Genomic DNA, 24,184 nt, shown 5'->3' on the forward strand with positions numbered 1-24,184 from the left:
GGAAAGCCATGCAGTACACCCATCTGGGCCGCTCCGGCCTGTCAGTGTCCCGCCTCTGCCTGGGCACGATGAACTTCGGCCCGCAGACCGAAGAGGCGGACGCCCACGCCATCATGGACTCGGCGCAGGAGTCCGGCATCAACTTCTTCGACACCGCCAACGTCTACGGCGGAACGGGACACCGGGGCTGGACCGAAGAAATCCTGGGCCGCTGGTTCGCCAAGGGTGGCGAGCGCCGGGAACGCACCGTGCTCGCCACCAAGCTCTACGGCACCATGACGGACCGGCCCAACGAGTCCAGGCTGTCCGCCCTGAACATCCGCCGGGCGCTGGATGCAAGCCTGAAGCGGCTGCAGACGGACTACATCGATCTCTACCAGTTCCACCACGTGGACCGGAACACCCCCTGGGATGAGATCTGGCAGGCGACCGACGTCGCGGTCCAGCAGGGAAAGATCCTCTACTCGGGCAGCAGCAACTTCGCCGGCTGGCACATTGCCCAGGCCCAGGAAGCCGCCAGCCGCCGCCGCTACAACGGCCTGGTCAGCGAACAGTCCATCTACAACCTGCTCACCCGCAACGTGGAGCTGGAAGTCGTCCCGGCCGCGCAGCAGTACGGGCTGGGGCTCCTCCCGTGGTCGCCGCTGCACGGCGGACTGCTGGGAGGCGTGCTGAAGAAGGAGCGCGACGGCGTCCGCCGCGCCAAAGGCCGCGCCTTCGAAACCCTCAAGACCCACCAGGACCAGATCCGGCAATACGAGGAGTTCGCCGACGAACTGGGCCACGAACCCGGCGACGTGGCCCTGGCCTGGCTCCTGCACCAGCCCGCCGTGACCGCTCCCATCGTCGGCCCGCGCACCCGGGAGCAGCTCGACGCCGCCATCCGCGCCCTGACCGTGACGCTCGACGCCGCCGCGCTCCAGCGCCTCGACGGGATCTTCCCGGGCCACCGGACCGCGCCGGAGGACTACGCCTGGTGACAGCCGGCCAGGCGCCGGGACAGATTTCCACGCACCGGGTGGCCCTTTTATAGTAAGCATGATTACTATTAGGGGAGAAGGATGAAGCGCACCCGGCAACCCGGGTGTCTCCTCACTAGAAAGAAGAAGGAACGACAAAATGGGTTTTTTCGCATTTCTGATTCTGGGCCTCATCGCCGGAGCAATCGCTAAGGCAATCCTTCCGGGACGCCAGGGCGGCGGCATCTTCATGACGCTGCTGCTCGGCGTTGTCGGCGCCATTCTTGGCGGTTGGATTGGCGGCGCGCTGTTCGGCACGGGCCTCAATGAGTTCTTCTCGCTGTCGACCTGGCTGCTGGCCATCGGCGGTGCGATCATCGTCCTGCTGATCTATGGCATGATCACCAAGCGCTCAGTGCGCTAAAGCGGAGCCTGGCCGGAAACCGGCCCCGGGATTCTTCCCGGGGCCGGTTTTTTCGTGCAAGGCACGTCGACCCGGACAAGGTGTCCTAGCGGTCCGTACGGATCCCGCCCACCACCACGGTTGCGTCCAGTTCCGCGGAGCTGAGCATCCGGGCGGTGAGCCCGCTCCGGTGGAACAGATCGGCGGTCCTGGGAGCCTGCCGCCGGCTCGTCTCGATCAGCAGGTGGCCGCCCGGTGCCAGCCATTGCGGGGCCGCGGCGGCCACCCGCCGTTGCACGTCCAGCCCGTCGGCACCGCCGTCCAGGCAGGCCCTGGGCTCGTGCAGGCGGGCTTCGGGGCGGCATGGTCCCGATCGCCGCCGACGGCACGTAGGGCGCGTTGACCGCAAGCACCCGGACCGCACCGTGGAGCCGGGCCGGCAGCGGGTCAAAGAGGTCGCCCTCGTGGACTTCCCCGCCCAGCGGTACGATGTTCCGGCGTGCGCACGCCACCGCTGCCGGGTCGACGTCGGAAGCGTGCAGCTCCACGGCGCCCGCCAGCGAGGCGATCGCAGCCCCGACGGCACCGGTACCGCAACAGAGGTCGACGACGACGGGCACCGGACCGACGGCGCCGGAGTGCTTCAGGAGCCGGACGGCCCGCCGGACGAGGAACTCGGTGCGGCGGCGGGGCACAAAGACCCCCGTTTCCACCGCAATCCTCAACCCGCAGAACTCCGCCCAACCCAGGATGTGCTCCAGCGGAAGTCCGGAGACCCTGCGCTCCACCATCTGCTCGAGCTGCCGCGCCGTCTGAGCGGTCTCCGTCAGCAGGCGGGCTTCGTCTTCAGCAAAAACGCAACCGGCGGCCCGCAGTTTCCGGACAATCGCGGAGTCCGGTGCCTGGCAAGACGGCATGCAGGGCACCCTTTCCCTTTCCGCCATGGTCGTTGGAAAGCCAATGCTACCTAACTGGCGGGACGGCATGCTTTACGCGGACCTGTGCAGCTTCGGCAACCATGGTGTCGCAGCTTGGGCGGCGGCGGAGGTTCTGGGAGACTGGACCCGGCCGGGGCCTGATCCGGCGGGGCAATTACGCCGACGGTCTGCGGGGCGGCCACCGGCAGATGGGAATCGTTCGCGGATGGTGTTGCTCGACAAGTCGACGCTCATGGTGGTCTTTGCCGTACTGACCCTGACCATGCTGGTGCTGTTCTACTTCGATACGTACCGCAAGTCGCGGGCCGTTTTCGCCGCCTGGTGGTGCGTTGCCGTCGGCTCCTTCTTCAGCGCCGCGCTCTTCTATCTGATGGGCGAAGCCTGGAACGAGGCCTGGGCGCCGAGCATCGGCAACGGCGTGATGGTGCTCGGCTCCGGCTGCGTCTGGGCCGGAACCCGGTCCCTGGCCGGGCGCCAGGTGCGTCCCTGGTTGCTGGCAGTTCCCACTGTCGTGGTCTTCGCCGTCCGCTTTGCCACCGACACCAGGTCCGCCAGCATCGCATGCCTGGCCCTGATGGGGACGGCGCTCGGCCTGGCGTCGCTGGAGCTGTGGCGTGAGCGTCAAAGCTCCTGGAACGTCGAGCGCTCCCTGGCCATCGCTGCGGCCGCCTGCGCCCTCTACTACCTCAGCCGCACGGCGGGCCTGCTCCTGCTGGATCCCGAGGGCGCGCTCTTCCAGCTGCTGTTCGGGGCTGGCGTGGGCCTGCTCATGGCCATGGTCCTGCTGGTGGTGGTCTCCTCCAGCATCACGTCCCTGAACACCGCCCGCCGGACCCAGGATCTCAAAGAGCGCGCCTCCCGCGATGCACTCACCGGCCTCCTGAACCGCGGCGAATTCATCAACAAGGCACAGCTGCGCCTCCGCGCCAATCTGGACGCCGGCGTCGACACGGCGATCGTGATGGCAGACCTGGACTGTTTCAAGGCCATCAACGACGGTTACGGCCACGCCGCCGGGGACGGTGTTCTCCGTGCCTTCAGCGAGGCCTGCCGTTCGACCGTCAGGACGGCGGACCTTGTGGGGCGCTACGGGGGCGAGGAATTTGCCATGCTGCTGACCGGAGTCGACGCCGAGGAGGGCGCCCGGATCGCCGACCGGATCAATACAGCCCTGGCTGCGCACAGATCACTGCCCGAGGGGGCCCCTGCGCCCACGGCGAGTTTCGGCGTCGTCGACACACGCGGCAGGAACGCCGGCCTGCAGCGCCTGATCCGTGAGGCGGACGGCGCCCTGTACGCGGCGAAGGCAGCCGGGCGGAACCGGGCCATGGTGGGCCCGGCACCGGCCAGCCACCCGGTGGGCTGAGCAGCCGGCACAAACAAAAACCCCCGGCATCCTTTCGCCAGGATGCCGGGGGTTTTCCACTCTTCGCTAAAAGAGTGGGCCCTGTGGGGATCGAACCCACGACCCACGGATTAAAAGTCCGATGCTCTACCAACTGAGCTAAAGGCCCCAACTGAATGCCCCGGAATTGCGGATGAATCCACCATTCCAAAGCCGATCAGCCCAGTCCATTTCTGAACGTTAATACTGTACCCCAGACCGGAGCCGGCTTTCGCACGCAGGCGTGGGCGCCGCCGTCGTATTCCGACGCCGCTTCAATAGTCCATCCCTTCGGGTCTCCGGATGGCTGCGCCGGCATCCTCGATTACCGGACGGCACTGGAGTAGCGTGGTGGAATGACCGAGCAAGCAGGATCCAGCACCTCCGGACCGCACCGGCCCCACAAGCCGAAGCCCTTCGCGCCCATGGACTTTGAACCGTTCGCCGGCGGGGCCGATCCTGCCCGGGTCTCGGAGGCCGCCCATTTGGCGGCGCAGGCGCTTGTGCGCCGCGGCCGGGACAGCGACGATCCCACGGTCACCAAGCGGCTGGTGAAGCTGGCCGACGAGCAAGGCCTCGAAGCCATCGCCGAGATGTGGGCCGAGAGCCCGGCGCGGTCCCTCCCGGGTGCCCTGTGGCGGCTGTACGCCCTGCGGGCCGCCACCATCCAGGATCCCGAACGGATCTCCGTCTACTTCAGGGCCGGCAAGGACACCGCACAGGTCTCCCATGTGGTCGCCGGCGCCGCAGAGCCGCCCGGGGCGGACGAGATGAAGTCAATGGCGGACGCCATCCTGTCCGGAGCTTTCGACGGCGACTTCGACGTCGCGTTGGAACGCTCCGCCGCGTTCTGCCGGGTGGTGGCACTCGGCCAGGCCACCCTCGCCGACGGCGCGGAACACAGCAATGAGAATCATGCGAGCAAGCTGACCCGCAATTCGCACCTGCTGGTCAAGACCGCCGAGGACCTGGAACACGCCGCCAACGCGTGGCGGCTGGGCGAACTGGACTGAGCCGCGCACGCCGGCGCCGGGCTGTCAATGTTGACTTGGTGCGGGCGACGTAGAAAACTAAAGGCGGTGCCGAACCGCGAAACCCCCGGGCTTCAACAAATAGCCGCCTAGAGCGGCCTACCGCCGAGAGGCGTATCCGGTTCGGCACCATTTTTATGCCCGCCCCACGCGCCCGGAGCCCGGAGTCCCCACATGCCCGGCGGCGCCCCGCCGGATGTCCCGGTCCCCACACCATGGACGGTAAAGTAATGCTTATGAGCGGGTCATCGTCACGTCATAGAGCCGGCCGACCATACCCGAGCACGTCCCTCCCGAAGCCCGGCAACCCCGCGTGAAGCTGCGCTTTTTCCCCCAGGAACCGGCCGGGTTGAACCTGCTGTCCACGATGGCCCGCCAGATCATGCTCGCGACAGGCACACTCTCGGAGATCATCGGTGTCCCGGCCAGCGAGCACGCCCGCCTGGTGGAGGACATGCACAACCACGAGGCGAAATCTGCCGAGCTGCACTTTGCCCTCCTGACGCACATGCGGACCAGCTTCGTGAACGTGCTCCCACGCGAGGACCTGTATGCCCTCTCCCGCTACCTCAACGAGGCGATGGAGAAGCTCGACGCCGCCGCCGAGCTGATATCCCTCTACCGGCTGGAACGGCTGCCCAAGCGGGCCGCGGACCAGCTGGAAATCATCAGCAGGCAGGCCGAGCTCACCGTTGAGGCCATGCGGCAACTGAACAACCTGGACGAGCTGGAGGACTACTGGATCGAGATCCTGCGCCTGTCCAAGCGTGCGGAGCGCACCCACCGGGTCTGGATGGCGGACATGCTCAATGACATGAAGTGGGCCCCGTATGTCCGCAACCGCGACATCGCCAACCAGCTGGTGGAAGTCACGAGGGACATGAAGCGGATCGCAACCCAGGTGGGCAGCATCATCGTCAAGGAATCCTGACGTGGCGCTCACCTTCTTCGCCCTGGTGGTGGTCTTCGCCGGGGCGTTTGCGTTTCTCAACGGCTTCCGGGACGCCTCCGCCTCCGTGGCCCTGGCAGTGCGGACACGTGCCCTGACCCCCACCGTGGCGGTGCTGCTGGCCGGCTTGTTCAACTTTGTCGGTGCCGCGGTGAGCGCCACGCTGGCGCTGGAGATCAGCCGGAGCTGGATAACGCTTCCGCGTGGGGAGAACGGCCTGGTCATTCTCCTGGCCGGGCTCCTCAGCGCGGTGATCTGGGGAATCTACAGCTGGTGGCGGGGCATCCCGTCCTCATCCACACATGCCCTGGTCGGCGGGGTGGCCGGAGCCGGGATCGCGAGCATCGCAGTGGGCGGCCACCCCGTCACCGGAGTGGACGACTCCTTGATCTTCCAGGTGGTACTGCCGCTGGTGCTGTCGCCGGCGATCGCTTTCCTGGGCGCCTATCTCCTGGTCTGGCCCGCCGTCTGGGTGGCGCGCTATACGCCGCCGAACGTCGTGAACCGGCGGTCCCGGCGCGCGCAGGCGGTCGCCGCCGGCGCCGTGGCCCTCGGCCACGGGCTGCAGGACGGCCAGCGCACAAGCGCCGTCGTGATTCTGGCGCTGCTGGCTTCCGGACTGTCCGACGGCGCCTCCCTGCCCCTGTGGGTGGTGCTGCTCACCGCCGGGATGCTGACGGCCGGGACGCTGGCCGGCGGCTGGCGGGTTTCCTACACCATCGGCTACCGGCTGACCCGGATCGATCCCTTGCGCGGGTCCGTGGCCCAGCTGTACAGCTCGCTGATCCTGCTGGTGGGGGCGATCGGGCTGCACTGGCCCATTTCCACCACCCACACCGTGACCTCGTCGGTCCTCGGTGCCGGCACCAACCAGGGATTCCCCGCGACCAACCGCTGGCTGGTGATCCGCATCCTGGCCTTCTGGGTGCTGACCCCGGCGGTCACCGCCGCCGTCGCGTTCATCCTGGGACTCTCGCTCTCGCCCCTGGCGCGGCTGTAAGATTTCAGCTCGGCCTACCCCGAGTGGTTATCCGAAGCGGCCGGAAACGTAGTCCTCGGTGGCCTTCTGGGTCGGGTTACTGAAGATGGTGTGGGTTTCGCCGTATTCGATCAGTTTGCCCGGCTTGCCCGTGCCGGCGATGTTGAAGAAGGCCGTCTTGTCCGAAACACGGGCCGCCTGCTGCATGTTGTGGGTCACGATCACCACGGTGTACTGGTCCTTGAGCTCGTTGATGAGGTCCTCAATGGCCAGCGTGGAGATCGGGTCCAGGGCGGAGCAGGGCTCGTCCATCAGGATCACCTGGGGCTCCACGGCGATGGCGCGGGCGATGCACAGGCGCTGCTGCTGCCCGCCGGAGAGGCCGGAGCCGGGTTTGCCGAGGCGGTCCTTGACTTCGTTCCACAGGTTCGCGCCGCGCAGCGAGCGCTCCACGAGGGCATCGGCCTCGCCCTTGGAGATCTTCTGGTTGTTCAGCTTCACGCCTGCCAGCACGTTGTCACGGATGGACATCGTGGGGAACGGGTTGGGGCGCTGGAATACCATGCCGATCTGCGAGCGTACCGTGACCGGGTCCACGCCCGGGCCGTAAAGGTTGTCCCCGTCCAGCAGGACCTCTCCTTCGACGCGGGCGCCGGGAATGACCTCGTGCATGCGGTTCAGGGTGCGCAGGAAGGTGGACTTGCCGCAGCCTGAGGGGCCGATGAATGCGGTGACCGACTTGGCGTCGATGTTGATGTTGACGTCTTCGACGGCCAGGAATTTGCTGTAGTAGACGTTCAAGTCCTTGACGTCGATGCGCTTAGACATGATTTTCCTTCACTTGCTGGAGGTACGGATTGAAGTTTAGTCGCGCCGCCGGGGCTAGCGCCCGGACTTGGGGGCGAAGATCCTGGCGATCAGGCGCGCCCCCAGGTTCAGCAGCATCACCAGGATGATGAGCACCAGGGCCGCTCCCCAGGCCCGCTGCGATGACGGGTCCGGGTTCGACGGCGAGGTGGGGTTGAGGATCTGGGTGTAGATGAACGTGGGGAGCGAAGCCATCCAGCCCCCGAACACGTTGGTGTTGATCGTGGTGGCAAAGCCGGCCGTGACCAGGATCGGGGCGGTCTCCCCGATCACGCGGGCGATCGCGAGGGTGACGCCGGAGGCAATGCCGGAAATCGCCGTCGGGATGACCACCTTGAGGATGGTGCGCCATTTCCGGACGCCGAGGGCGTAGGCCGCCTCACGGAGTTCGTTGGGGACGATTTTGAGCATTTCCTCGCTGGAGCGGACCACCACCGGGATCATCAGCACGGACAGCGCGACGGCGGCGACGGCGCCGGTCTTGGTGCCCGGCCCCACTACGGCGAAGAAGAAGGCGGCGGCGAACAGGCCGGCCACGATCGACGGGATGCCGGTCATGACGTCCACGAAGAAGGTGATGGCGCGGGCCAGCCGCCGGTCGTTGCCGTACTCAACGAGGTAGATCGCGGTCAGCAGGCCCACCGGCACGGAGATGACGGTCGCGAGCAGCGTGATCTGGACGGTGCCCATAAGCGCGTGGTAAATGCCGCCGACCACCGGGGCGCCTTCCTCGACGCTCTTGTTGTCGAAGGAACCCGTCACGCCGTTCATGGAGGTGCCGAGGAATCCGGGGGCGGCGATGCCCGGGAGTCCGTTGACCAGTACGGTCCAGATCACGGAGATCAGCGGCAGCAGCGCAATAAGGAAGGATCCCATGACAAGGCAGGTGGCCAGTTTGTCCTTGGCCCTGCGGGAGCCCTCGACGGCGGCGCTCCAGCCGGTCAGGCCGGCGGCGAAGAGGATAGCCGAGACGATCCCCCAGCCGAAGGCATTGAAGCCGATCACGGCGAGGATGGCGGCGCCGATGATGAGGGCGAGGGCCAGGACCACGTACGGGGCAAACTTGGGCAGCTGGCCCTTGGTCAGGGCGGAGCGCTTGCGGACTGGGGAAAGCGTGGAGGTCATTTAGTTGGCTCCCGAGAATTCTTTGTGCCGGGTGATGATCCAGCGGGCGATCATGTTTACGCCCAGGGTAATCAGGAACAGGACCAGGCCGGCCGCGATCAGTGTGCTCACCTTCAGGCCGCTGGCCTCAGGGAAGTTCAGTGCGATTTCGGCGGCGATGGTCTGGTTTCCGGACGTGATCAGGCTGGCGGTGAGGGCGCCGGAGGACAGCACCAGCGCGACGGCCATGGTCTCGCCGAGCGCACGGCCCAGGCCCAGCATGACGGCGCTGATGATTCCCGGGCGGCCGAACGGCAGGACGGCCATCTTGATCATCTCCCAGCGCGTGGCTCCGAGTGCCAGCGCGGCTTCCTCGTGCAGCTTGGGGGTCTGCAGGAAGATTTCGCGGGTCAGGGAGGTGATGATGGGCAGCACCATAACGGCGAGCACGATGCCGGCCGTGAGGATGGTTTTGCCGGTGGCCGAGGCGGGGCCCTGGAAGATGGGCAGCCACCCCATGTTGGCCGCCAGCCAGTTGTAGGCCGGTGAGATCTCCTTGGCAAGGAATGCCGCGCCCCAGGCACCGTAGACAACGGAAGGGATGGCGGCCAGCAGGTCGATCACGTAGCCAAGGCCGTTTGCCAGCTGGCGGGGCGCATAGTGGGAGATGAAGAGGGCCACGCCCATTGCGACGGGCGTGGCGATCACGAGGGCGATGACTGCCGCGATGAGCGTGCCGATGACGATCGGCCAGATGTAGGCAAAGAAGCCTGCCCCGCCCTGGATCTTGTCAGGCGACGCCACCAGCGCGGGGATCGACTGGATCACCAGGAACAGTGCAACACCGAAGAGCACGGCAAGGATCAGGCACCCAGCGGCCAAGGTGGCTCCGGAAAAGACTTTGTCCCCGGCGCGTCCTGCGCCCTGGGATCTTGTCAGGGAGTTGGTGGTCACAAGCGATCCTTAGGGTTCGATCAGAATCGACTGCCTGTCCAGGATCTCTCTGGCGTCGGCAGCGGTGGAAAGTTTTTGAAGCTGGGGAGAAACACTTAAGTTCCCTGCCCCGGCGGGCGGTCTGTGACCGCCCGGACCGGGACAGGGAACCTGAGTCAGGCTGGTGTTTCCACTATGCCTTGGAGTGCGTCGTATCCCTAGGCCTTGGCCTTGATGGCGGTGATGGATTTGAGTGCCTTGTCCTGCAGGGTCTTGGACAGCGGTGCAGACTTGGCGGCGTCAGCGGCAGCCTTCTGGCCGGAGTCGGAGACTACGTAGCTTTCGAAGGCCTTGACCAGGTCAGCAGTTGCCTGCGTGGCGTAGGTGGCGCAAACGACGTGGAAGGAGACGAGCACGATCGGGTAGGCGCCCTCGATGGTGGTCGTACGGTCCAGCTTGATGGAGAGGTCGTTGGCGTTGCGGCCGTCAACAGCCTTGCCGGCGTCGACTGCCTTGGCGGCGGCGTCTGCGGAGATCTTGGTGAAGGACGAGCCGACCTTGATCTGGGCGGTGCCGAGCTTGCCGCTGACGGCGGAGTCATCGGCGTAGGTGACGGCACCGGGGGTGTCGGTGACGGTCTTGACGACGCCGGAGGTGCCCTTGGCGTTCTCCCCCTTGAGGGATGCGGGCCAGATGCCGGCAGCCTTGTCGGTCCAGACGGTGGGGGCAGCGGCGGCCAGGTAGTCCGTGAAGTTCTGGGTGGTTCCGGAGTCATCCGAGCGGTTGACCGGGGTCACCTTGAGGTCCGGAAGCTTGACGTCCGGGTTCAGGGCTGCAATGGCCGGGTCGTTCCAGTTGGCGATGGAGCCACGGAAGATCTTGGCAACGGTGTCGGCGTCGAGCTTCAGTTCCTTGACGTCCGGGAGGTTGAAGGCCACGGCGATCGGGGAAATGTAGACCGGGATGTTGATGGCGCCGTCAGGGCCGCACTTGTCCTTGGAGCTGGCGAACTCGTCATCCTTGAGGTAAGCATCGGAGCCGGCGAACTGGGCGGAACCGTCGAGGATCGCCTTGCGTCCGGCGCCGGAGCCGTCCGGGGAGTACTGCACGGTGGCACCCTGGTTTGCCGAGGCAAAGTTGGTCTTCCACACGTCCATGGCTGCACCCTGCGCGGAGGAGCCGATGCCCGTCAGCGTGCCGGTGACCTTCACGGCGGCCGCGGACGGCGTTGCGGACTGGGTGGCGTTCGTGGCGTTGTCTGAACCACAAGCGGTGAGCGCGAGTGCGCCGGCTGCGATAACAGCGACAGCCGCGTGGCGGCCGATGCGAAGTGCCTTCACTAGATGTACCCCTTCCAGGGATTTTCTGATGCGTGCCGGACCGGAGGCGTCCGGACAAAAGACTGTGAGTACTTTTTGTACCTTTATCGAAGGTAGGTGCCCCAGATGAAGAGAATTGGGGTCCAAAGTTAACGGAAGGTGAACGGCGCCGGGACAGTGGCTTACAACTGCCGGGTTCCCATTGCGTTATGTGGGTCACAGTCGTAGTGGCGGGGGCGCGTGCCGTGCGGGTGCCCGGCGGGTGTTGCCAGCAAATAGACTGGTGGGCATGGCCTCCGGTACTGGACTCTCCGCAAGCGCACGATTCCTGCGGGGCCGGGTCCGCACCGGTATTGTCAGGAGCCGCAACTCCCTGCTGCCGGCCGTCCAGATGACCGTCTGCGCCGTGGGGGCCTATGCCTTCGCGGAATACGTCCTGGGCCATACGGGTCCGCTCTTTGCCGCCACTTCCTCCCTTATTGCGCTCGGTTTCTCCCGCGAGCCCCGGCTGCGCAGGGTGGTGGAGGTGGGCCTGGGCTGCACCCTGGGCATCGTGGTGGGTGATTTGCTGCTGCACTGGCTGGGGGCCGGAATCTGGCAGGCCGCCGTCGTCCTCTTCTTCTCCATCCTGCTGGCGCGCTTCCTGGACCGCGGCGTGATCTTCACTACCCAGCTGGGGCTGCAGTCCCTCCTGGTGGTGCTGCTACCCGCGCCGGCCGGTGGCCCGTTCACCCGCAGCATCGACGCGCTCGTCGGCGGGACCTTCGCCCTGCTGGTGACCTTCCTCGTCCCGAAAGACCCGCGCCGGGAACCGCGCAACGACGTGAAGAAACTCCTGCACGAGCTGGCCGAGGTACTGCGGGAATGTTCCTCCGCCCTGCGGTACAGCGATTCCACCCAGGCCTGGCACGCCCTGATCCGCGGACGCAACGTCCAGCCGCTCGTCGATTCCATGCGCCAGACCCTGCGCACCTCCGGCGAGGTGGCCACCCTGGCCCCGGCCTACCGGCGGCACCGGGACGAGCTGGACCGGCTGGAGCAATCGGTGGACTTCATCGATCTTGCCCTGCGCAACAGCCGTGTCTTTGCCCGCCGGCTGACCAGCGCCATCAACCATGCCGCCCTCACGGACGAGGCAACGGAGAACATCGCCGAGGTGCTGGACGAAACAGCCGCCGCCATCGACGAACTCTCCCTGGGCCTGGCGGAGCTGCACGACGGCGTCCGGCGGGCGCACCTGCGGACGGCCCGGACGGACCTGCGGGAGATCGCCGGCCGGCTGCATCCCCGGCTCCTGGACGTCCAGCTGCTCGAGGGCGAAACGGTGGTCATGCTGTTCCGTCCGCTCATGGTGGACCTGCTCGAGGCCGCCGGGGTGGACTCCAAGGAAGCCCGGGACATCCTGCCGCCGCTGTAGGCCGCCGCTGTCCGGGGCGGACCGGGGCCGGCCCTGTCACCGGCCATGGATGTCGCTGCCCCCGGATAGTGTGGAGCAATGGCTACGAAGACTTCCCGCGCATCCAAGGCACCGGGCTACAAATGCGCCGAATGCGGCTGGACCACGGCAAAGTGGGTGGGCCGCTGCGGCGAGTGCCAGGCCTGGGGCAGCGTCGAGGAGACCGGCGGCGCCGTCGCCCGGACGACGGCGGCAACCACCGTGCTGGAGCCGGCCCGCCGGATCGCCGACATCGATGCCACGACGGCGGCGTTCCTGCCCACCGGTGTGGACGAACTGGACCGGGTCCTCGGCGGCGGGCTGGTCCCCGGCGCCGTCATCCTGCTCGCCGGCGAACCCGGCGTGGGCAAGTCCACGCTGCTCCTGGATGTTGCGGCCAAGTTCGCCCGCACCGCGCAGGATGTCCTGTACATCACCGGGGAGGAATCCGCAGCGCAGGTGAAGCTCCGCGCGGACCGGATCGACGCCGTCGCCGAATCCCTGTATCTCTCCGCGGAAACCGACCTTGGCCAGGCCTTGGGGCAGGTGGAGAAGCTTGAGCCGCGGCTGCTGGTGGTGGACTCGGTCCAGACCCTGAGCAGCGCCGATGTTGAAGGCAGCGCTGGCGGCGTCTCGCAGGTGCGCGAGGTCGCGGCCTCCCTCATCGCCGCGGCCAAGCGCCGCAACATGACCACACTCCTGGTGGGGCACGTGACCAAGGACGGCTCCATCGCCGGGCCGCGGCTGCTGGAGCACCTCGTGGACGTGGTGTGCCAGTTCGAGGGCGAGCGCCACTCCAGGCTCAGGCTGCTCCGCGCCGTCAAGAACCGTTACGGGCCCACGGATGACGTCGGCTGCTTCGACCTGAATGAGGACGGCATCGTGGGCCTCGCCGATCCGAGCGGGCTGTTCGTCTCGCGGACCAAGGAGCCTGTCTCCGGCACCTGCATCACGGTGACTTTGGAAGGGCGCCGGCCGCTGCTGGCCGAGGTGCAGTCCCTGCTGGCCGAAAGCTCAAGCTCGCAGCCGCGCCGGGCCACCAGCGGGCTGGACAGCTCAAGGGTTGCGATGCTGCTCGCCGTGCTGCAGCAGCGCGCCGGCTGCCTGCTGCACAAGGATGATTCCTACGTGGCCACCGTGGGCGGTGTGAAGCTCAGCGAACCGGCCACGGACCTGGCGGTGGCACTGGCCGTCGCGTCCGCCAAAGCCAAAAAGCCGCTGCCTCAGCGGCTCATCGCCTTCGGCGAGGTGGGCCTGGCCGGCGAAGTCCGGCCGGTGCCCGGGATCAACCAGCGCATCCAGGAAGCCCACCGGCTGGGGTTCACGCACGCCGTCGTCCCGGCCAGCCCCAACGGCCCCGGCCCGGTCCCCGCCGGGTTCTCCGTGCGGGAGGTCGGGCACCTGGCCGAGGCGCTGGGCCTGCTGATCAGCTAGGTCCGGCAGCGGCCGGAGACGCGGTGCTTAGGCCTTCTTCCTGGGCGGCAGCGCAAGCTTGAAGACCTTGGCCCAGGTGGAGCCGACCTGCTTCAGGAGCGGACCCGAAATGTACGTCAGTCCGTAGCGCTGGCAGATTTCCTGGACCTTTGGCGCCACCTCGGCGTAGCGGTTGGACGGAATGTCCGGGAAGAGGTGGTGCTCGATCTGGTGCGAAAGGTTGCCGGTCATGAAGTGCATGAACTTGGAGCCGGAGATGTTGGCGGATCCGATCATCTGCCGGACGTACCAGTCGCCGCGGGTCTCGCCTTCGACCATGTCCTCGGTGAAGGTGTCCGTCCCCTCCGGGAAGTGCCCACAGAAGATCACCGCGTGGGCCCAGACGTTGCGGACCGCGTTCGCCGTCAGGGTGCCGTAGAGCGCCTGCTTGCCGGAGCCGGTGAGCATGGCGACGGCGGGGGTGGCGGCGTAGTCCTTGGTGAACTGCTTGAGGGCCTTGCGCCCCAGGGCCTTGAGGTCCTTGACCAGGGCGGCCTTGGTCTTCTTGCCCTCCTTGTAGTCCTGCAGCTCGAGGTCGTAGATCGCAATGCCCCACTCGAAGACCGGCGCCAGCAGGGCGTTATAGAGCGGGTTGCCCAGGTTGAAGGGCTTCCATTCCTGGTCAGGGTCCATCCGGAGCAGGTTGTATCCGACGTCGTTGTCCTTGCCCACCACGTTGGTCCAGCGGTGGTGCAGGTCGTTGTGGGTGTGCTGCCAGGCGCGGGCCGGCGTCACGAAGTCCCATTCCCACGTGGTGGAGTGGATATCAGGGTCCCGCATCCAGTCCCACTGGCCGTGCAGCACGTTGTGCCCGATCTCCATGTTTTCCAGGATCTTGGCGAGGCTCAGCAGGGTGGTGCCGGCAATCCAGGCGCCCTTGTTCTTGCTCACCAGCAGCGCCGCGCGGCCGGAAATCTCCAGCCCGCGCTGGATCTTGATGACGCGGCGGATGTAGGCGGCGTCGGATGCCCCGCGCTTGGCCAGGACCTCGTCGCGGATGGCGTCGAGTTCGCGGCCCAGCTCGGCGACCTGCTCGTCGGAGAGGTGCGCGGCGGCCGGGGGGCGGACCAGCGGGCTGCCGGACTCGGCGAGGGCGCCGGGCCGCGTCTTCACGGCGGGCACCTTCTTCGGGGAAGCGCCGCCGTCGGAGGCACCGCCCTCGGAAACGTCCGGTTTGTTGGTAACGATCGTCATGCGGTGGTACTCCTCAGAGGTCGAGGTTAACGGGTCCGGCGGCTGCCGAAACGCACGTCTGGATTAGTTGGCCAGGCTCGCCGTGGATTTCGCCTGTACGCAGGTCACGGATCTGGCCGGCCCGGAGCGGAATCAGGCAGCTGTGGCAGATTCCCATGCGGCAGCCGCTGGGCATCAGCACCCCGGCGTCTTCGCCGACGTCGAGCAGGGGCGTGTCGCCATCCGCTTCGACTTCGCGGTCCGAGGCCTCAAAGGTGACCAGTCCGCCGTCGTGTCCGTCGCCGCCGGCAAGCTTGGTGCTGAAACGTTCGATGGTCAGGGTGGCACCCTCCGCATCGCCGGCAGCGCCAGCGGTTTCGGCCGCCCAGAGCGCCTCGGCGTCGTCAAGGAAGCCTTCGGGGCCGCAGGCATAGGCGGCGCGCCGGCGCCAGTCGGGGCAGAGCGCTTCCAGCTCGTCGGCGGAACTGAAGTCCTGCCGGCCGCGTTCCCCGGTGAACCAGTGGGTGACGCGGAAGTTGGGGAACTGGTCGGCGAGTTCGGCGAGTTCCTCACGGAAGATGGCGTCCGCGGCGGTCCGGGCGGTGTGGATGAGCACGACGTCGGAGTCGGGGCGGTGCGGCACGAGCGTGCGGATCATCGACATCACCGGCGTGATTCCGCTGCCGGCGGTCAGCATGAGCAGCGGACGGGGGTGTTCCGGCAGGACGAAGTCGCCCTGCGGGGGTGCCAGGAAGAGGACATCGCCGGGTTTGGTGGAATGCACGAGGGTCCCGGAGACGGCGCCCATGTCGGTGACCGTGATGGCCGGGTCCATGCCGGCCGGGGCGCTGAGCGAGTAGGAACGCCAATGGCGGACGCCGTCGAGTTCGACGCCGATGCGGGCCCACTGGCCGGCAAGGTGCGCTTGCCAGCCGCGGCCGGGACGGAAGAAAATGGTGGCGGAATCGGCCGTTTCGGGGACCACCCGGGTGACTACGCCGCGCAGTTGGCGGGCAGAAAACACAGGGTTGAACAGCGACAGAATGTCTTCTGGAGCCAGGGGGGTGGTCAGTATCGATGCGGCGCGCGCCAGCTTACGGAGCCGGATCATGCTTCCAGCTTATGTCAGTCCGGGTCATAACTCTTCACCCAAGGCATACGATCATTTCCTGGAAACTATCGCCGAGAAACAAATTTTGGATCTGCCCATGAATTCACCAGCCGAAAGCCGCCCCGCACCCCCCGCGTATGACCCCCCTTGGCTGGCGCTGCCGCGGGAGGTCAGCGACATGCTCCGGCCCATGATGCCCGGCATTGTGGAGGCGATCATCGATGCCGTGCCGCAACTGGTTCCCGCCTATGCGAGGCCCATTGAAGGCCGGTTCGGCCGCGGCCTCCGGCGGGGCGTGGCCGCAGCCTTGGACCGGTTCCTGCAGCTGCCCGGGACCCGGCTTCCGGCCCTGTCCGAGGAGAGCAGGCAACTGGTGGCCGGTCTTGGCAGCGGCGAGTTCCGGCAGGGCCGGAGCATGGACGCCCTGCTGAGCGCCTACCGGATGGGCGCCCGGGTGGTCTTCCGGGAGATGTCCCGGATGTCCGTCGAACGCCAGCTCGGCCAGAGCGTGGTCGTGGACCTGGGCGAATCGATCCTGGCGTACATTGACGAGCTGTCGGCGGTGAGCGCCGAGGCCTACGCCGTCGAACAGTCCGAGCGCGCCGGGGCGGTGGACCGGCGCCGCACCGAGCTGCTGGATCTGTTGTTGCTCGGGCAGGCGGATGAAGCCGCCCTGCGCCAGACGGCCGCCATGGCCGACTGGTCCCTGCCGCAGCGGATGGTGGTGGTGACCCTGCCGGTGGAACGCTCGGCCGGCTTGCGGGTGCGGCTGGGAGCCCGCACGCTCGTCGTCGAACGCGAAACCGACGCCGTCGCCCTCGTCCCGGCGCAGCAGTCCAGGTCCGCGCGCGCGGACCTGGACAAGGCCCTGCTGGGGCGTGGCGCATCCGTGGGGCCGGCCGGCAGCTGGGAAAAAGTCCCGGATTCGCTGCGCCTTGCCGTGCTGGCGGCCTCCGTCCTGCCTCCGCGGGACGGGCCGGAAGACCCGCCTATCTGGGCGGACGAGCATCTGGCGGAGGTAATTCTGGGCGCGGAGCCCTCCGCGATCGCCGAGCTGGCCAACCGCCGGCTGGCGCCCCTGGAGGGCCTGCGCCCCGCCCAGCGCGAGCGGCTGGCGGAAACCCTGCTCTCCTGGCTCCGGCACTGGGGCCAACGTGGTCCGGTCGCGGCCGAACTCGGAATCCATCCGCAGACCGTGGGCTACCGGGCGGCGCAGCTGCGCGAGCTCTTCGGCGACGCCCTGGAGGATCCGGAGGCACGGTTCGAGCTGGAGCTGGCCCTCCTCGCCGGCAGGCGTTGAGCAGGGCAGGAGTTAAGCAGGGCGGGCGCTAAGCCGCCGGGCTCCTTGCCGCTATTTCGCCGGGTTGTGCGTGCCGATCGGCAGCAGGGTCAGGTCCGGGTGGTTCTTTTCGATCCGGCGCAGCGCCCAGACGTCGTTGAACAGCGCCAGGTACTCGCCGTCGGAACGCAGCAGCACCTCCGCGCCGGGCACGTTGGCCAGCGCCGGCATGGCATCCGCCGTCGAGATCCGGGCGATCGAATACGGCAGCCGCTCCAGCCGCATCGGCGCGCTGAAATCGTGCGCCATACGGTCTTCGACCACCTCGAACTGCATCGGGCCGACGGCGGCCAGCACGGGGGCCTGGTCGCCACGGATGTCGGAGCGGAGCACCTGGATGACGCCCTCGTGCTCGAGCTGTTCGATGCCGCGGCGGAACTGCTTGAAGCGGCTGGGGTCCTTGGACCGGGCCACTTGGAAGTGCTCCGGGGCGAACAGCGGGATCGCGGGGAATTCCACCGGCTCGTCCAGGAACAGGCTGTCTCCGACCCGCAGTGAGGAGGCGTTCACAAGCCCGACGACATCGCCGGGGAAGGCCTCGTCGATGACCTCGCGTTCGCGGCCGAAGACCTGCTGCGCGTACTTCGTGGCGAAAGACTTTCCCGTCCGGCCCTGCGTGACCACCATGCCGCGCTCGAAGATGCCGGAGCAGACCCGAATGAAGGCGACGTGGTCGCGGTGGGCCTTGTTCATGCCCGCCTGGACCTTGAAGACGAAGCCGGCGAAGGGTGCGTCGACGGGGCGCGGGGCGCCGTCGACGTCGGGCCGCGGAGCGGCGGGCGGCGCGAAGTCCACGAGGGCGTCGAGGATTTCCTTCACGCCGAAGTTCAGGGCGGCCGAGCTGAACAGGATCGGCGTGGCCTGGCCGGAGTGGAAGGCCTCGACGTCGAACCCGAGGTTGGATTCGATGACGAGCCCGGCCTCGTCCACGGCGTTGGACCAGTCATTGCCCTGGCTGGCAGCGGCCTGCTCCGGGGTGAAGTACTCGGTGATGGCGATGTTGGCGCCGGCGTTGTTGCGCTGGAACTTCGCGAAGCGGTCGTTGCGCAGGTCCCACACGCCGCGGAAGTCGCCGGAAATGCCGACGGCCCAGGTCAGCGGCATGGGCTGGAGCCCGGTGCGCTCGGTGATCTCGTCCATCAGCGCCAGGGCGTCCAGGCCGGGCCGGTCCCATTTGTTGATCACGGTGATGATGGGCAGGTTGCGCTGCTTGCAGACCTCGAAGAGCTTCATGGTCTGCGTTTCCAGGCCCTTGGCGGCGTCCACGAGCATCACGGCGCAGTCCACGGCGGCCAGCACCCGGTAGGTGTCCTCGGAGAAGTCGGCGTGGCCCGGGGTGTCCAGGAGGTTGATCACGGTGTCCCGGTAGGCGAACTGCAGGGCGGCCGAACTGATGGAGATGCCGCGGTCCTTTTCCATCTGCATCCAGTCCGAGACCGTTTCCTTGCGGTTGGCCTTGCCGCTGGACGCACCGGCCGTGCCGATCACCTTGGCGTGCAGCGCGAGCGCCTCGGTCAGCGTGGACTTGCCGGCGTCGGGATGGGAAATGACCGCGAAAGTCCGACGCCGGGCCGCCTGCTTGTGAATCTCCTGGACTCGTGCGGGGCTAACGACTTCTTGAGACACGGTGCTACTTTCGCTGTGGCTGTGGGGAGGGGATCGGCGGAGAGCCCGCGGTACACCCGAGACTCCAAGTTTATCGCAGGCCGCGGACCCGCCGTGCTGCCTGCTGAAAGTGCCGCCCCGGAAAGGGGCCGCCAAGGCCATCCGGGAAGCGCCCCGGGGAGCGTCCCGATGGAGCACTTTGAGGCTTGCCTGTGCGGTTAAGGCGGCACCGTACCCGTACTATGGTGAGAGCGGAAAACCGAGTACTTTTGATCCTGCCGGCCAACACTGGAAACCGGCGCACTTGCGGGCGGCAGCCCGCACCTTTGAAGGGAAAACCATGGCTCGGAGCCCTGAAGATTCACTCAAGGCGACTCTGGGCAGGGTGGCGCCGGGCACGGCCCTCCGGGACGGCCTCGAGCGCATCCTCCGGGGACGCACCGGCGCCCTGATCGTCCTGGGCATTGACAAGACCATTGAATCCATCTGTTCCGGCGGCTTTGACATCGGGATCGACTTCTCCCCCACCCGCCTGCGCGAACTGGCCAAAATGGACGGCGCCATCATCTGCGACAAGGATGCCAGCAACATCCTGCGGGCGGCCGTCCAGCTGGTCCCAGACTCCAGCATCGCAACCCAGGAATCGGGCACCCGGCACCGGACCGCGGAGCGGGTCGCCATCCAGACCGGAGTCCCGGTCATCTCGGTCAGCCAGTCGATGCAGATCATCGCCCTCTACGTGAACGGGCTCCGCCACGTCCTGGAGGGCTCCGAAAAAGTCCTGGCCCGCGCCAACCAGGCGCTGGCCACTCTGGAGCGCTACCGGTCGCGCCTGGACCAGGTGACCAGCTCGCTCTCGGCCCTGGAAATCGAAGCCATGGTGACGGTGCGCGACGTCGCCGTGACGCTGCAGCGCCAGGAAATGGTGCGCCGGATTTCCGAGGAGATTTCGCAGTATGTGCTCGAACTCGGCGAAGACGGCCGGCTGCTCTCCTTGCAACTGGACGAACTGACCGTGGGCCGCGGCCCGGGCAGCGACGTGATCATCCGCGACTACTCCGGCCCGGACGCCTCTGCCGCGGACATTGAGAACGCGGTCAAGTCGCTCGTGGGCCTGGGCCCCACCGAACTGATCGATCTGGGCAGGATTGCCGGGATCGTCGGCTTCGCCGGCGGCGAGGCGAACCTCGACGCCGTCGTCCAGCCGCGCGGCTACCGCCTGCTTTCCGGGCTGAAGGCAGTGCCGAAGGCCGTTGCCGACCGCCTCGTGGACCACTTCGGCGGACTGCAGTTCCTCATGGCCGCCACCATCGATGACCTTATGACCGTTGACGGGATCGGCGACCAGCGCGCCCGGACGGTCCGCGAGGGCCTGAGCCGGATGGCCGAGGCGAGCCTCCTGGACCGGTTCCTCTGACTCAGTGGAGCTGGAACACAGCCTTGGGGCTCGTCTTGTTCGCCAGTCGCGCCGTGAAGACGTAATAGGCGCCGCCGGCGCCGGGCTTCGCCTGGATGGGGGCGCAGCCCTGCACCGTGCGGTTCCGTTCCCAGGGGAAATTCGCGGTTTCACTCTGTCCCGGCGCGATGGTCTTCACCAGATCGGTGCTGTCCGCCTGGCAGTCCTGGGAGGAGAAGATCCGGTCCGAACCGCTGGTGATCAGGAACTCCATCTGTGATGTTCCGATGTTCACCTCGCACGGGACCCTGTTGCCGTTCGTGACCTTCAGGGTCAGCAGCGGGTTCTCGCCGTCGGCATAGGCGGCCTTGTCCGTCGCGGCCGTCACCGTCACCAGATTCTGCTCGCAGCTGGGAGGCGTGGGGGTCGCCGAGGCGGCGGGCGCCGTGGCCGCAGGCGAGGCCGCATCCGAGGGAGCGGCCTGCGTGCCCACCGTGGCGGATCCGCCCGCGTCCGTGGAGGCCTGGCCGCCGGCGAGGGCGCTGGAGATTGCGGCGAAGCCGCCGATGGCGATGGCGATCACCAGCAGCAGGGCGGCGCCCACGAACAGACGGCGGCGGCGGAAAACGGGACTGGCCGGCTTCCGCGAGGGTTTCCGCCGTGGACCGTTCGTTCCTGAGTTGCCTTGCCTGACCATTCTTCTAGGCTAGAGAGTGGCCGGCGTTCCGGGGAACCACCACGCCGGTTGCAGGCGGAGCGGCACGGTGAGACCCCTGTCTCCCCACCGCCGGCTAGTCTTCCGGGGCCAGCGTGACGGTCAGGCCGTCCAAATGGCTTTCGAACCCGACCTGGCAGGAGAGCCTGGAGGCATCCTCGCGGTACCCTTCGGCGTCCACGAGCAGTTCGATTTCGTCCTCGCTGCGCTCCCCGAGGGCGTCGAAGACCTCTTTCTCGAGGAACACATGGCAGGTGGCGCAGGAGGCCGTGCCGCCGCAGGACGCCAGGACCGGCAGGTCGGCGTCGCGGAGCGCTTCCATCAGGGACTGTTCCGGCTCCCACTCGATGGGACGTGCTGCACCTTCGCGGTCGATGACATTCACTTCGTTGTTGCTCATCGCGGTTGCTCTCAATTCTTCGGATCGGTTGCTGCGGCGGCCTCGGCGAGGCTGACGGCGGGATTGGCGGCGAGTGCGGGATCGATGCGGGCTCCCTCGGCTATGAGCTTCTTGGCCGGACGGAAGTCCGTGAGCCCGCCGATTGTGTCCACGGCGGACAGCCTGCCGTTCCGGAGATAAACCACGGAAAACTTCCCTTCGGCGGGGGTGCCGCGCACAACCGTCTCGTCATCGGGGTGCCGGACGCCGGCTGTCTGCAGCCGAACTCCGTGCTGGACCGTCCAGAACCAGGGAATTTCGGTGGTTTTAGGGGCGCCTCCGGCGATGGCTTCGGCCACGCCGTCGGCCTGCGCCAATGCGCTCTGGATACATTCGAGGCGTTGGCTGGCCCCGTCCCAGGGGCTCGTGAAGCGGGTCACGTCACCCGCTGCGTAGACGTAGGGGTCCGAGGTGAGGCCGTGTCCATCGACCAGGATCCCGTCCCGGGAATCGATGCCAGCCTGCTCGGCCAGTTCCTGGTTGGGAACCACGCCGATGCCGGCAATCACGACGTCGGCGCCGTAAGAGGACCCATCGGCCGTGATGACGCGCTCGGCCCGATCGGTTCCCTCGACCGCGGTCACCGCCGCTCCAAAGACGAAGCGGACGCCGTTGGCCTGATGCAGGCTTTCGAAGAATCGTGACACCGGTTCTGAGGTCACCCGGCTCATCACGCGGTCCTGGAATTCCAGCACGGTGACCTCGCAGCCGGACTTCGCGGCAGCTGCGGCCACTTCGAGGCCGATGTAGCCGGCTCCGATAATGACCACACGGGCCCCGGCGACCAGGGCGCGCTTGAGTTCGAGGGCATCGTCCCGGGTGCGCAGCGCCTGGACGCCCGGGAGATCGGCGCCGGGGACCGGCAACGCCCGTGCCCGGGAACCCGTGGCGATGACGAGGCGGTGGTAGCCGCGGCGGCTGCCGTCGGAAAGCAGCACCGTGCGGCCGGCACGGTCGAGGGATTCCACGGTGAGGCCGCCGATCCGTTCAATTGCCTTGTCCTCGTAATACTTTTCCCTGCGCAGCAGGGTGGGCTCCTCCGGCGCCCCCGGCTTGAGCAGTTCCTTGGACAGCGGGGGGCGCTCGTAGGGCACTTCCTTCTCGGCGTCGACGAGCAGGATGCCTCCTTGCCAGCCCCGGGTGCGCAGTCCGGCGGCGACTGCGACTCCGGCATGGCCTGCTCCGACGATGATGATGGGCTCGGTGGCGTGGTTCTCAACCATTGGACGTCTCCAGTTCCACGTGCAGGGTTTCGGGTCCGGAGTTGGTCAGGTTGTTACCCCGGACGTAGGTGATGGGCTTGTTCGGATCCAGTTTGATGGAGCCCAGTTTTTCCGCCAGGAGTTCAACCGTGACGCGGGTTTCCAGCCGGGCCAGCGGGGACCCGAGGCAGCTGTGGACGCCGTGGCCGAAGCCGAGGTGGCCGCTGGCATCGCGGTCGATGTCGAATCTTCCGCCGTCGGGATACTTGGCGTCGTCATGGTTGGCAGCCGCGGGCAGCAGCCGCACGATGGCACCCTTGGGGATGGTGACGCCGGCAACCTCCACCTCTTCGGTGGTGATGCGGCTGGCCCGCTGTACGGTTCCGCGGAAGCGGGCAAGTTCTTCAACGAAGGCGTCCGCGTCGGCGGGAGTCTCGCGGATCCGGGCCAGCAGGCCGGGCTGTTCGCTGTAGATGCGGAAGGCGTTGGCGAGCAGGATGGTCGTGGTGTCATGGCCGGCGACGAAGACGAAGGCGCAAAGCTCCTTGGCTTCCTTTTCCGAGAGCAGCCCGTCCTTCCACATCCGGGCGATGTGGCCGCCCACGGAGTCGTTCTCCTCCCGGTAGAGACGCTCCATGGTCTCCTTCAGGTAGGCGAAGAACTCGAAGGTGCTCTGCTCGTCGGTGCCGGTGCCGGGGGCGTTGCGCGCCAGCCGGCCGAAGTAGCTGAAGGTCTCATCGGACCAGAACTTCATCTTCTCGAAGTCTGCGGCCGGGACGTCCAGGAGGGCGCTGATGGTGGACATGCTCAGCGGAATCGCGAAGTCCTCCACGGCGTCGCCGCCGCCCTTGGCGATCATCGCGTCAAGGTACTTGTGGGCGTTTTCCCGCACCCGGCCCTCAAACCGGGCGATGGCTTTCGGTGTGAAGGCCTGGGCCACCACCTGGCGCAGCCGCGTGTGGTTCGGCGCATCGAAGAGGGTGAGGAAGGTCAGCGGGACCGGGTCCACCACCTGTGAGGAGAAGATCTTCGGTGCCCGCATGGCCTTTCGGACGTCGTCGAACCGGGAGATGAACCAGACGTCGGAGGCGGGCGAGTGGGCGCGCAGTACCGGGGCGTTCTCCCGCATCCAGGCGTAGTGCTCGTAGGGGTCGCCCTGGGTTCCGTCGTCGACCACCTTGAAAGGTGCGAGGTGCCCAGGCCAGGCCAGTTCATGGGAATACGGGGGAAGCTCTCCGGCGGCCTGGGCCTCGGGAATCGCGGTGTGCGTGATTGCGGACATCGTTGTCCTTCTTTCGAAGTTGTTTCCGGCCGTCCTGAAGCCAGGACGGCTGACGGATTCTGATGGCAATGGGATTGTTTGGCGACCGCCGGGGATCATTCCGCCGGGCCGATGGATCCCGTTTCCCGCTGGACGTCGAGTTGGGCTC

21 protein-coding genes, 1 tRNA gene and 1 pseudogene are annotated in these 24,184 nt (G+C 67.2%); 10 read left to right on the top strand and 13 right to left on the bottom strand.

Annotated elements, in window-relative coordinates; all coding sequences use genetic code 11:
* Positions 1-8 precede the first annotated feature (8 nt).
* Together E5206_RS01925 and E5206_RS01930 are read left to right on the top strand one after the other, a co-directional pair.
* Entirely contained in the window at positions 9-980 is a 972-nt protein-coding gene (locus E5206_RS01925) for an aldo/keto reductase (protein ID WP_136321010.1), read from the top strand.
* A 139-nt stretch (positions 981-1,119) separates the two neighbouring features.
* Entirely contained in the window at positions 1,120-1,383 is a 264-nt protein-coding gene (locus E5206_RS01930) for a GlsB/YeaQ/YmgE family stress response membrane protein (protein WP_136321011.1), read from the top strand.
* 85 nt (positions 1,384-1,468) lie between these two features.
* Here the strand turns inward: E5206_RS01930 and E5206_RS01935 are convergent.
* Positions 1,469-2,279, bottom strand: a pseudogene (locus E5206_RS01935) (putative protein N(5)-glutamine methyltransferase).
* A 226-nt stretch (positions 2,280-2,505) separates the two neighbouring features.
* Here E5206_RS01935 and E5206_RS01940 point away from each other — a divergent pair.
* Complete coding sequence (locus E5206_RS01940; protein ID WP_168709250.1) at positions 2,506-3,666, top strand: GGDEF domain-containing protein; 1,161 nt, start codon at positions 2,506-2,508, stop codon at positions 3,664-3,666.
* A 75-nt stretch (positions 3,667-3,741) separates the two neighbouring features.
* On the opposite strand, the gene E5206_RS01945 is transcribed toward E5206_RS01940, so the two are convergent.
* A tRNA-Lys gene (locus tag E5206_RS01945) sits at positions 3,742-3,814 on the bottom strand.
* 226 nt (positions 3,815-4,040) lie between these two features.
* On the opposite strand from E5206_RS01945, the gene E5206_RS01950 reads away from it, so the two are divergent.
* The 3 genes from E5206_RS01950 to E5206_RS01960 all read left to right on the top strand — a co-directional run bounded on the left by E5206_RS01950 (position 4,041) and on the right by E5206_RS01960 (position 6,664).
* The gene (locus tag E5206_RS01950) at positions 4,041-4,697 is read left to right on the top strand and encodes a hypothetical protein (RefSeq protein ID WP_136321013.1); all 657 of its coding nucleotides are present in this window, start codon (positions 4,041-4,043) and stop codon (positions 4,695-4,697) included.
* Positions 4,698-5,028: 331 nt separating this feature from the next.
* Complete coding sequence (locus E5206_RS01955) at positions 5,029-5,646, top strand: nuclease PIN (RefSeq protein WP_136321014.1); 618 nt, start codon at positions 5,029-5,031, stop codon at positions 5,644-5,646.
* 1 nt (position 5,647) lies between these two features.
* Complete coding sequence (locus E5206_RS01960) at positions 5,648-6,664, top strand: inorganic phosphate transporter (protein ID WP_136321015.1); 1,017 nt, start codon at positions 5,648-5,650, stop codon at positions 6,662-6,664.
* Between the two features lie 27 nt (positions 6,665-6,691).
* On the opposite strand, the gene pstB is transcribed toward E5206_RS01960, so the two are convergent.
* The 4 genes from pstB to pstS all read right to left on the bottom strand — a co-directional run bounded on the left by pstB (position 6,692) and on the right by pstS (position 10,887).
* Entirely contained in the window at positions 6,692-7,471 is a 780-nt protein-coding gene (gene pstB, locus E5206_RS01965; RefSeq protein WP_136321016.1) for a phosphate ABC transporter ATP-binding protein PstB, read from the bottom strand.
* 54 nt (positions 7,472-7,525) lie between these two features.
* Complete coding sequence (gene pstA / locus E5206_RS01970; RefSeq protein ID WP_136321017.1) at positions 7,526-8,635, bottom strand: phosphate ABC transporter permease PstA; 1,110 nt, start codon at positions 8,633-8,635, stop codon at positions 7,526-7,528.
* Complete coding sequence (gene pstC / locus E5206_RS01975) at positions 8,636-9,568, bottom strand: phosphate ABC transporter permease subunit PstC (protein WP_136321018.1); 933 nt, start codon at positions 9,566-9,568, stop codon at positions 8,636-8,638.
* A gap of 197 nt (positions 9,569-9,765) precedes the next feature.
* The gene (pstS, locus tag E5206_RS01980) at positions 9,766-10,887 is read right to left on the bottom strand and encodes a phosphate ABC transporter substrate-binding protein PstS (protein ID WP_136321019.1); all 1,122 of its coding nucleotides are present in this window, start codon (positions 10,885-10,887) and stop codon (positions 9,766-9,768) included.
* A 268-nt stretch (positions 10,888-11,155) separates the two neighbouring features.
* Between pstS and E5206_RS01985 the strand changes: the two genes are divergently transcribed.
* Together E5206_RS01985 and radA are read left to right on the top strand one after the other, a co-directional pair.
* Entirely contained in the window at positions 11,156-12,283 is a 1,128-nt protein-coding gene (locus E5206_RS01985; protein ID WP_136321020.1) for an FUSC family protein, read from the top strand.
* A gap of 78 nt (positions 12,284-12,361) precedes the next feature.
* Complete coding sequence (gene radA / locus E5206_RS01990; protein WP_136321021.1) at positions 12,362-13,735, top strand: DNA repair protein RadA; 1,374 nt, start codon at positions 12,362-12,364, stop codon at positions 13,733-13,735.
* A 27-nt stretch (positions 13,736-13,762) separates the two neighbouring features.
* Here the strand turns inward: radA and E5206_RS01995 are convergent, their stop codons facing one another.
* Positions 13,763-14,968 (bottom strand): acyl-CoA desaturase, encoded by a 1,206-nt coding sequence (locus tag E5206_RS01995; RefSeq protein ID WP_205759984.1) that lies wholly within the window; start codon positions 14,966-14,968, stop codon positions 13,763-13,765.
* Positions 14,969-14,981: 13 nt separating this feature from the next.
* A complete protein-coding gene (locus E5206_RS02000; RefSeq protein ID WP_136321022.1) occupies positions 14,982-16,058 on the bottom strand; it encodes a ferredoxin reductase in 1,077 nt (358 codons plus the stop codon).
* A 97-nt stretch (positions 16,059-16,155) separates the two neighbouring features.
* Here E5206_RS02000 and E5206_RS02005 point away from each other — a divergent pair, with 97 nt between their 5' ends.
* Positions 16,156-17,358 (top strand): helix-turn-helix domain-containing protein, encoded by a 1,203-nt coding sequence (locus tag E5206_RS02005; RefSeq protein ID WP_136321023.1) that lies wholly within the window; start codon positions 16,156-16,158, stop codon positions 17,356-17,358.
* Positions 17,359-17,409: 51 nt separating this feature from the next.
* On the opposite strand, the gene E5206_RS02010 is transcribed toward E5206_RS02005, so the two are convergent.
* Positions 17,410-19,023 carry a peptide chain release factor 3 gene (locus E5206_RS02010; protein WP_136321024.1) on the bottom strand — a complete coding sequence of 538 codons (1,614 nt, stop codon included), beginning with the start codon at positions 19,021-19,023 and terminating at the stop codon, positions 17,410-17,412.
* Positions 19,024-19,342: 319 nt separating this feature from the next.
* Between E5206_RS02010 and disA the strand changes: the two genes are divergently transcribed.
* Positions 19,343-20,419 carry a DNA integrity scanning diadenylate cyclase DisA gene (gene disA, locus E5206_RS02015; RefSeq protein WP_136321025.1) on the top strand — a complete coding sequence of 359 codons (1,077 nt, stop codon included), beginning with the start codon at positions 19,343-19,345 and terminating at the stop codon, positions 20,417-20,419.
* A 1-nt stretch (position 20,420) separates the two neighbouring features.
* On the opposite strand, the gene E5206_RS02020 is transcribed toward disA, so the two are convergent.
* From E5206_RS02020 to E5206_RS02035, 4 genes are all read right to left on the bottom strand, one after another.
* Positions 20,421-21,002 carry a hypothetical protein gene (locus E5206_RS02020; protein WP_346763462.1) on the bottom strand — a complete coding sequence of 194 codons (582 nt, stop codon included), beginning with the start codon at positions 21,000-21,002 and terminating at the stop codon, positions 20,421-20,423.
* A gap of 187 nt (positions 21,003-21,189) precedes the next feature.
* Entirely contained in the window at positions 21,190-21,513 is a 324-nt protein-coding gene (locus E5206_RS02025; RefSeq protein WP_136321027.1) for a 2Fe-2S iron-sulfur cluster-binding protein, read from the bottom strand.
* Positions 21,514-21,524: 11 nt separating this feature from the next.
* Positions 21,525-22,775 carry an FAD-dependent oxidoreductase gene (locus tag E5206_RS02030; protein ID WP_136321028.1) on the bottom strand — a complete coding sequence of 417 codons (1,251 nt, stop codon included), beginning with the start codon at positions 22,773-22,775 and terminating at the stop codon, positions 21,525-21,527.
* The gene (locus E5206_RS02035) at positions 22,768-24,036 is read right to left on the bottom strand and encodes a cytochrome P450 (RefSeq protein WP_205759985.1); all 1,269 of its coding nucleotides are present in this window, start codon (positions 24,034-24,036) and stop codon (positions 22,768-22,770) included. Before E5206_RS02035 ends, E5206_RS02030 begins: the two co-directional genes overlap by 8 nt.
* Between the last annotated feature and the right edge of the window lie 148 nt (positions 24,037-24,184).

Origin of the sequence: Arthrobacter sp. PAMC25564, assembly GCF_004798705.1 — a bacterium.
Classification (GTDB): domain Bacteria; phylum Actinomycetota; class Actinomycetes; order Actinomycetales; family Micrococcaceae; genus Arthrobacter.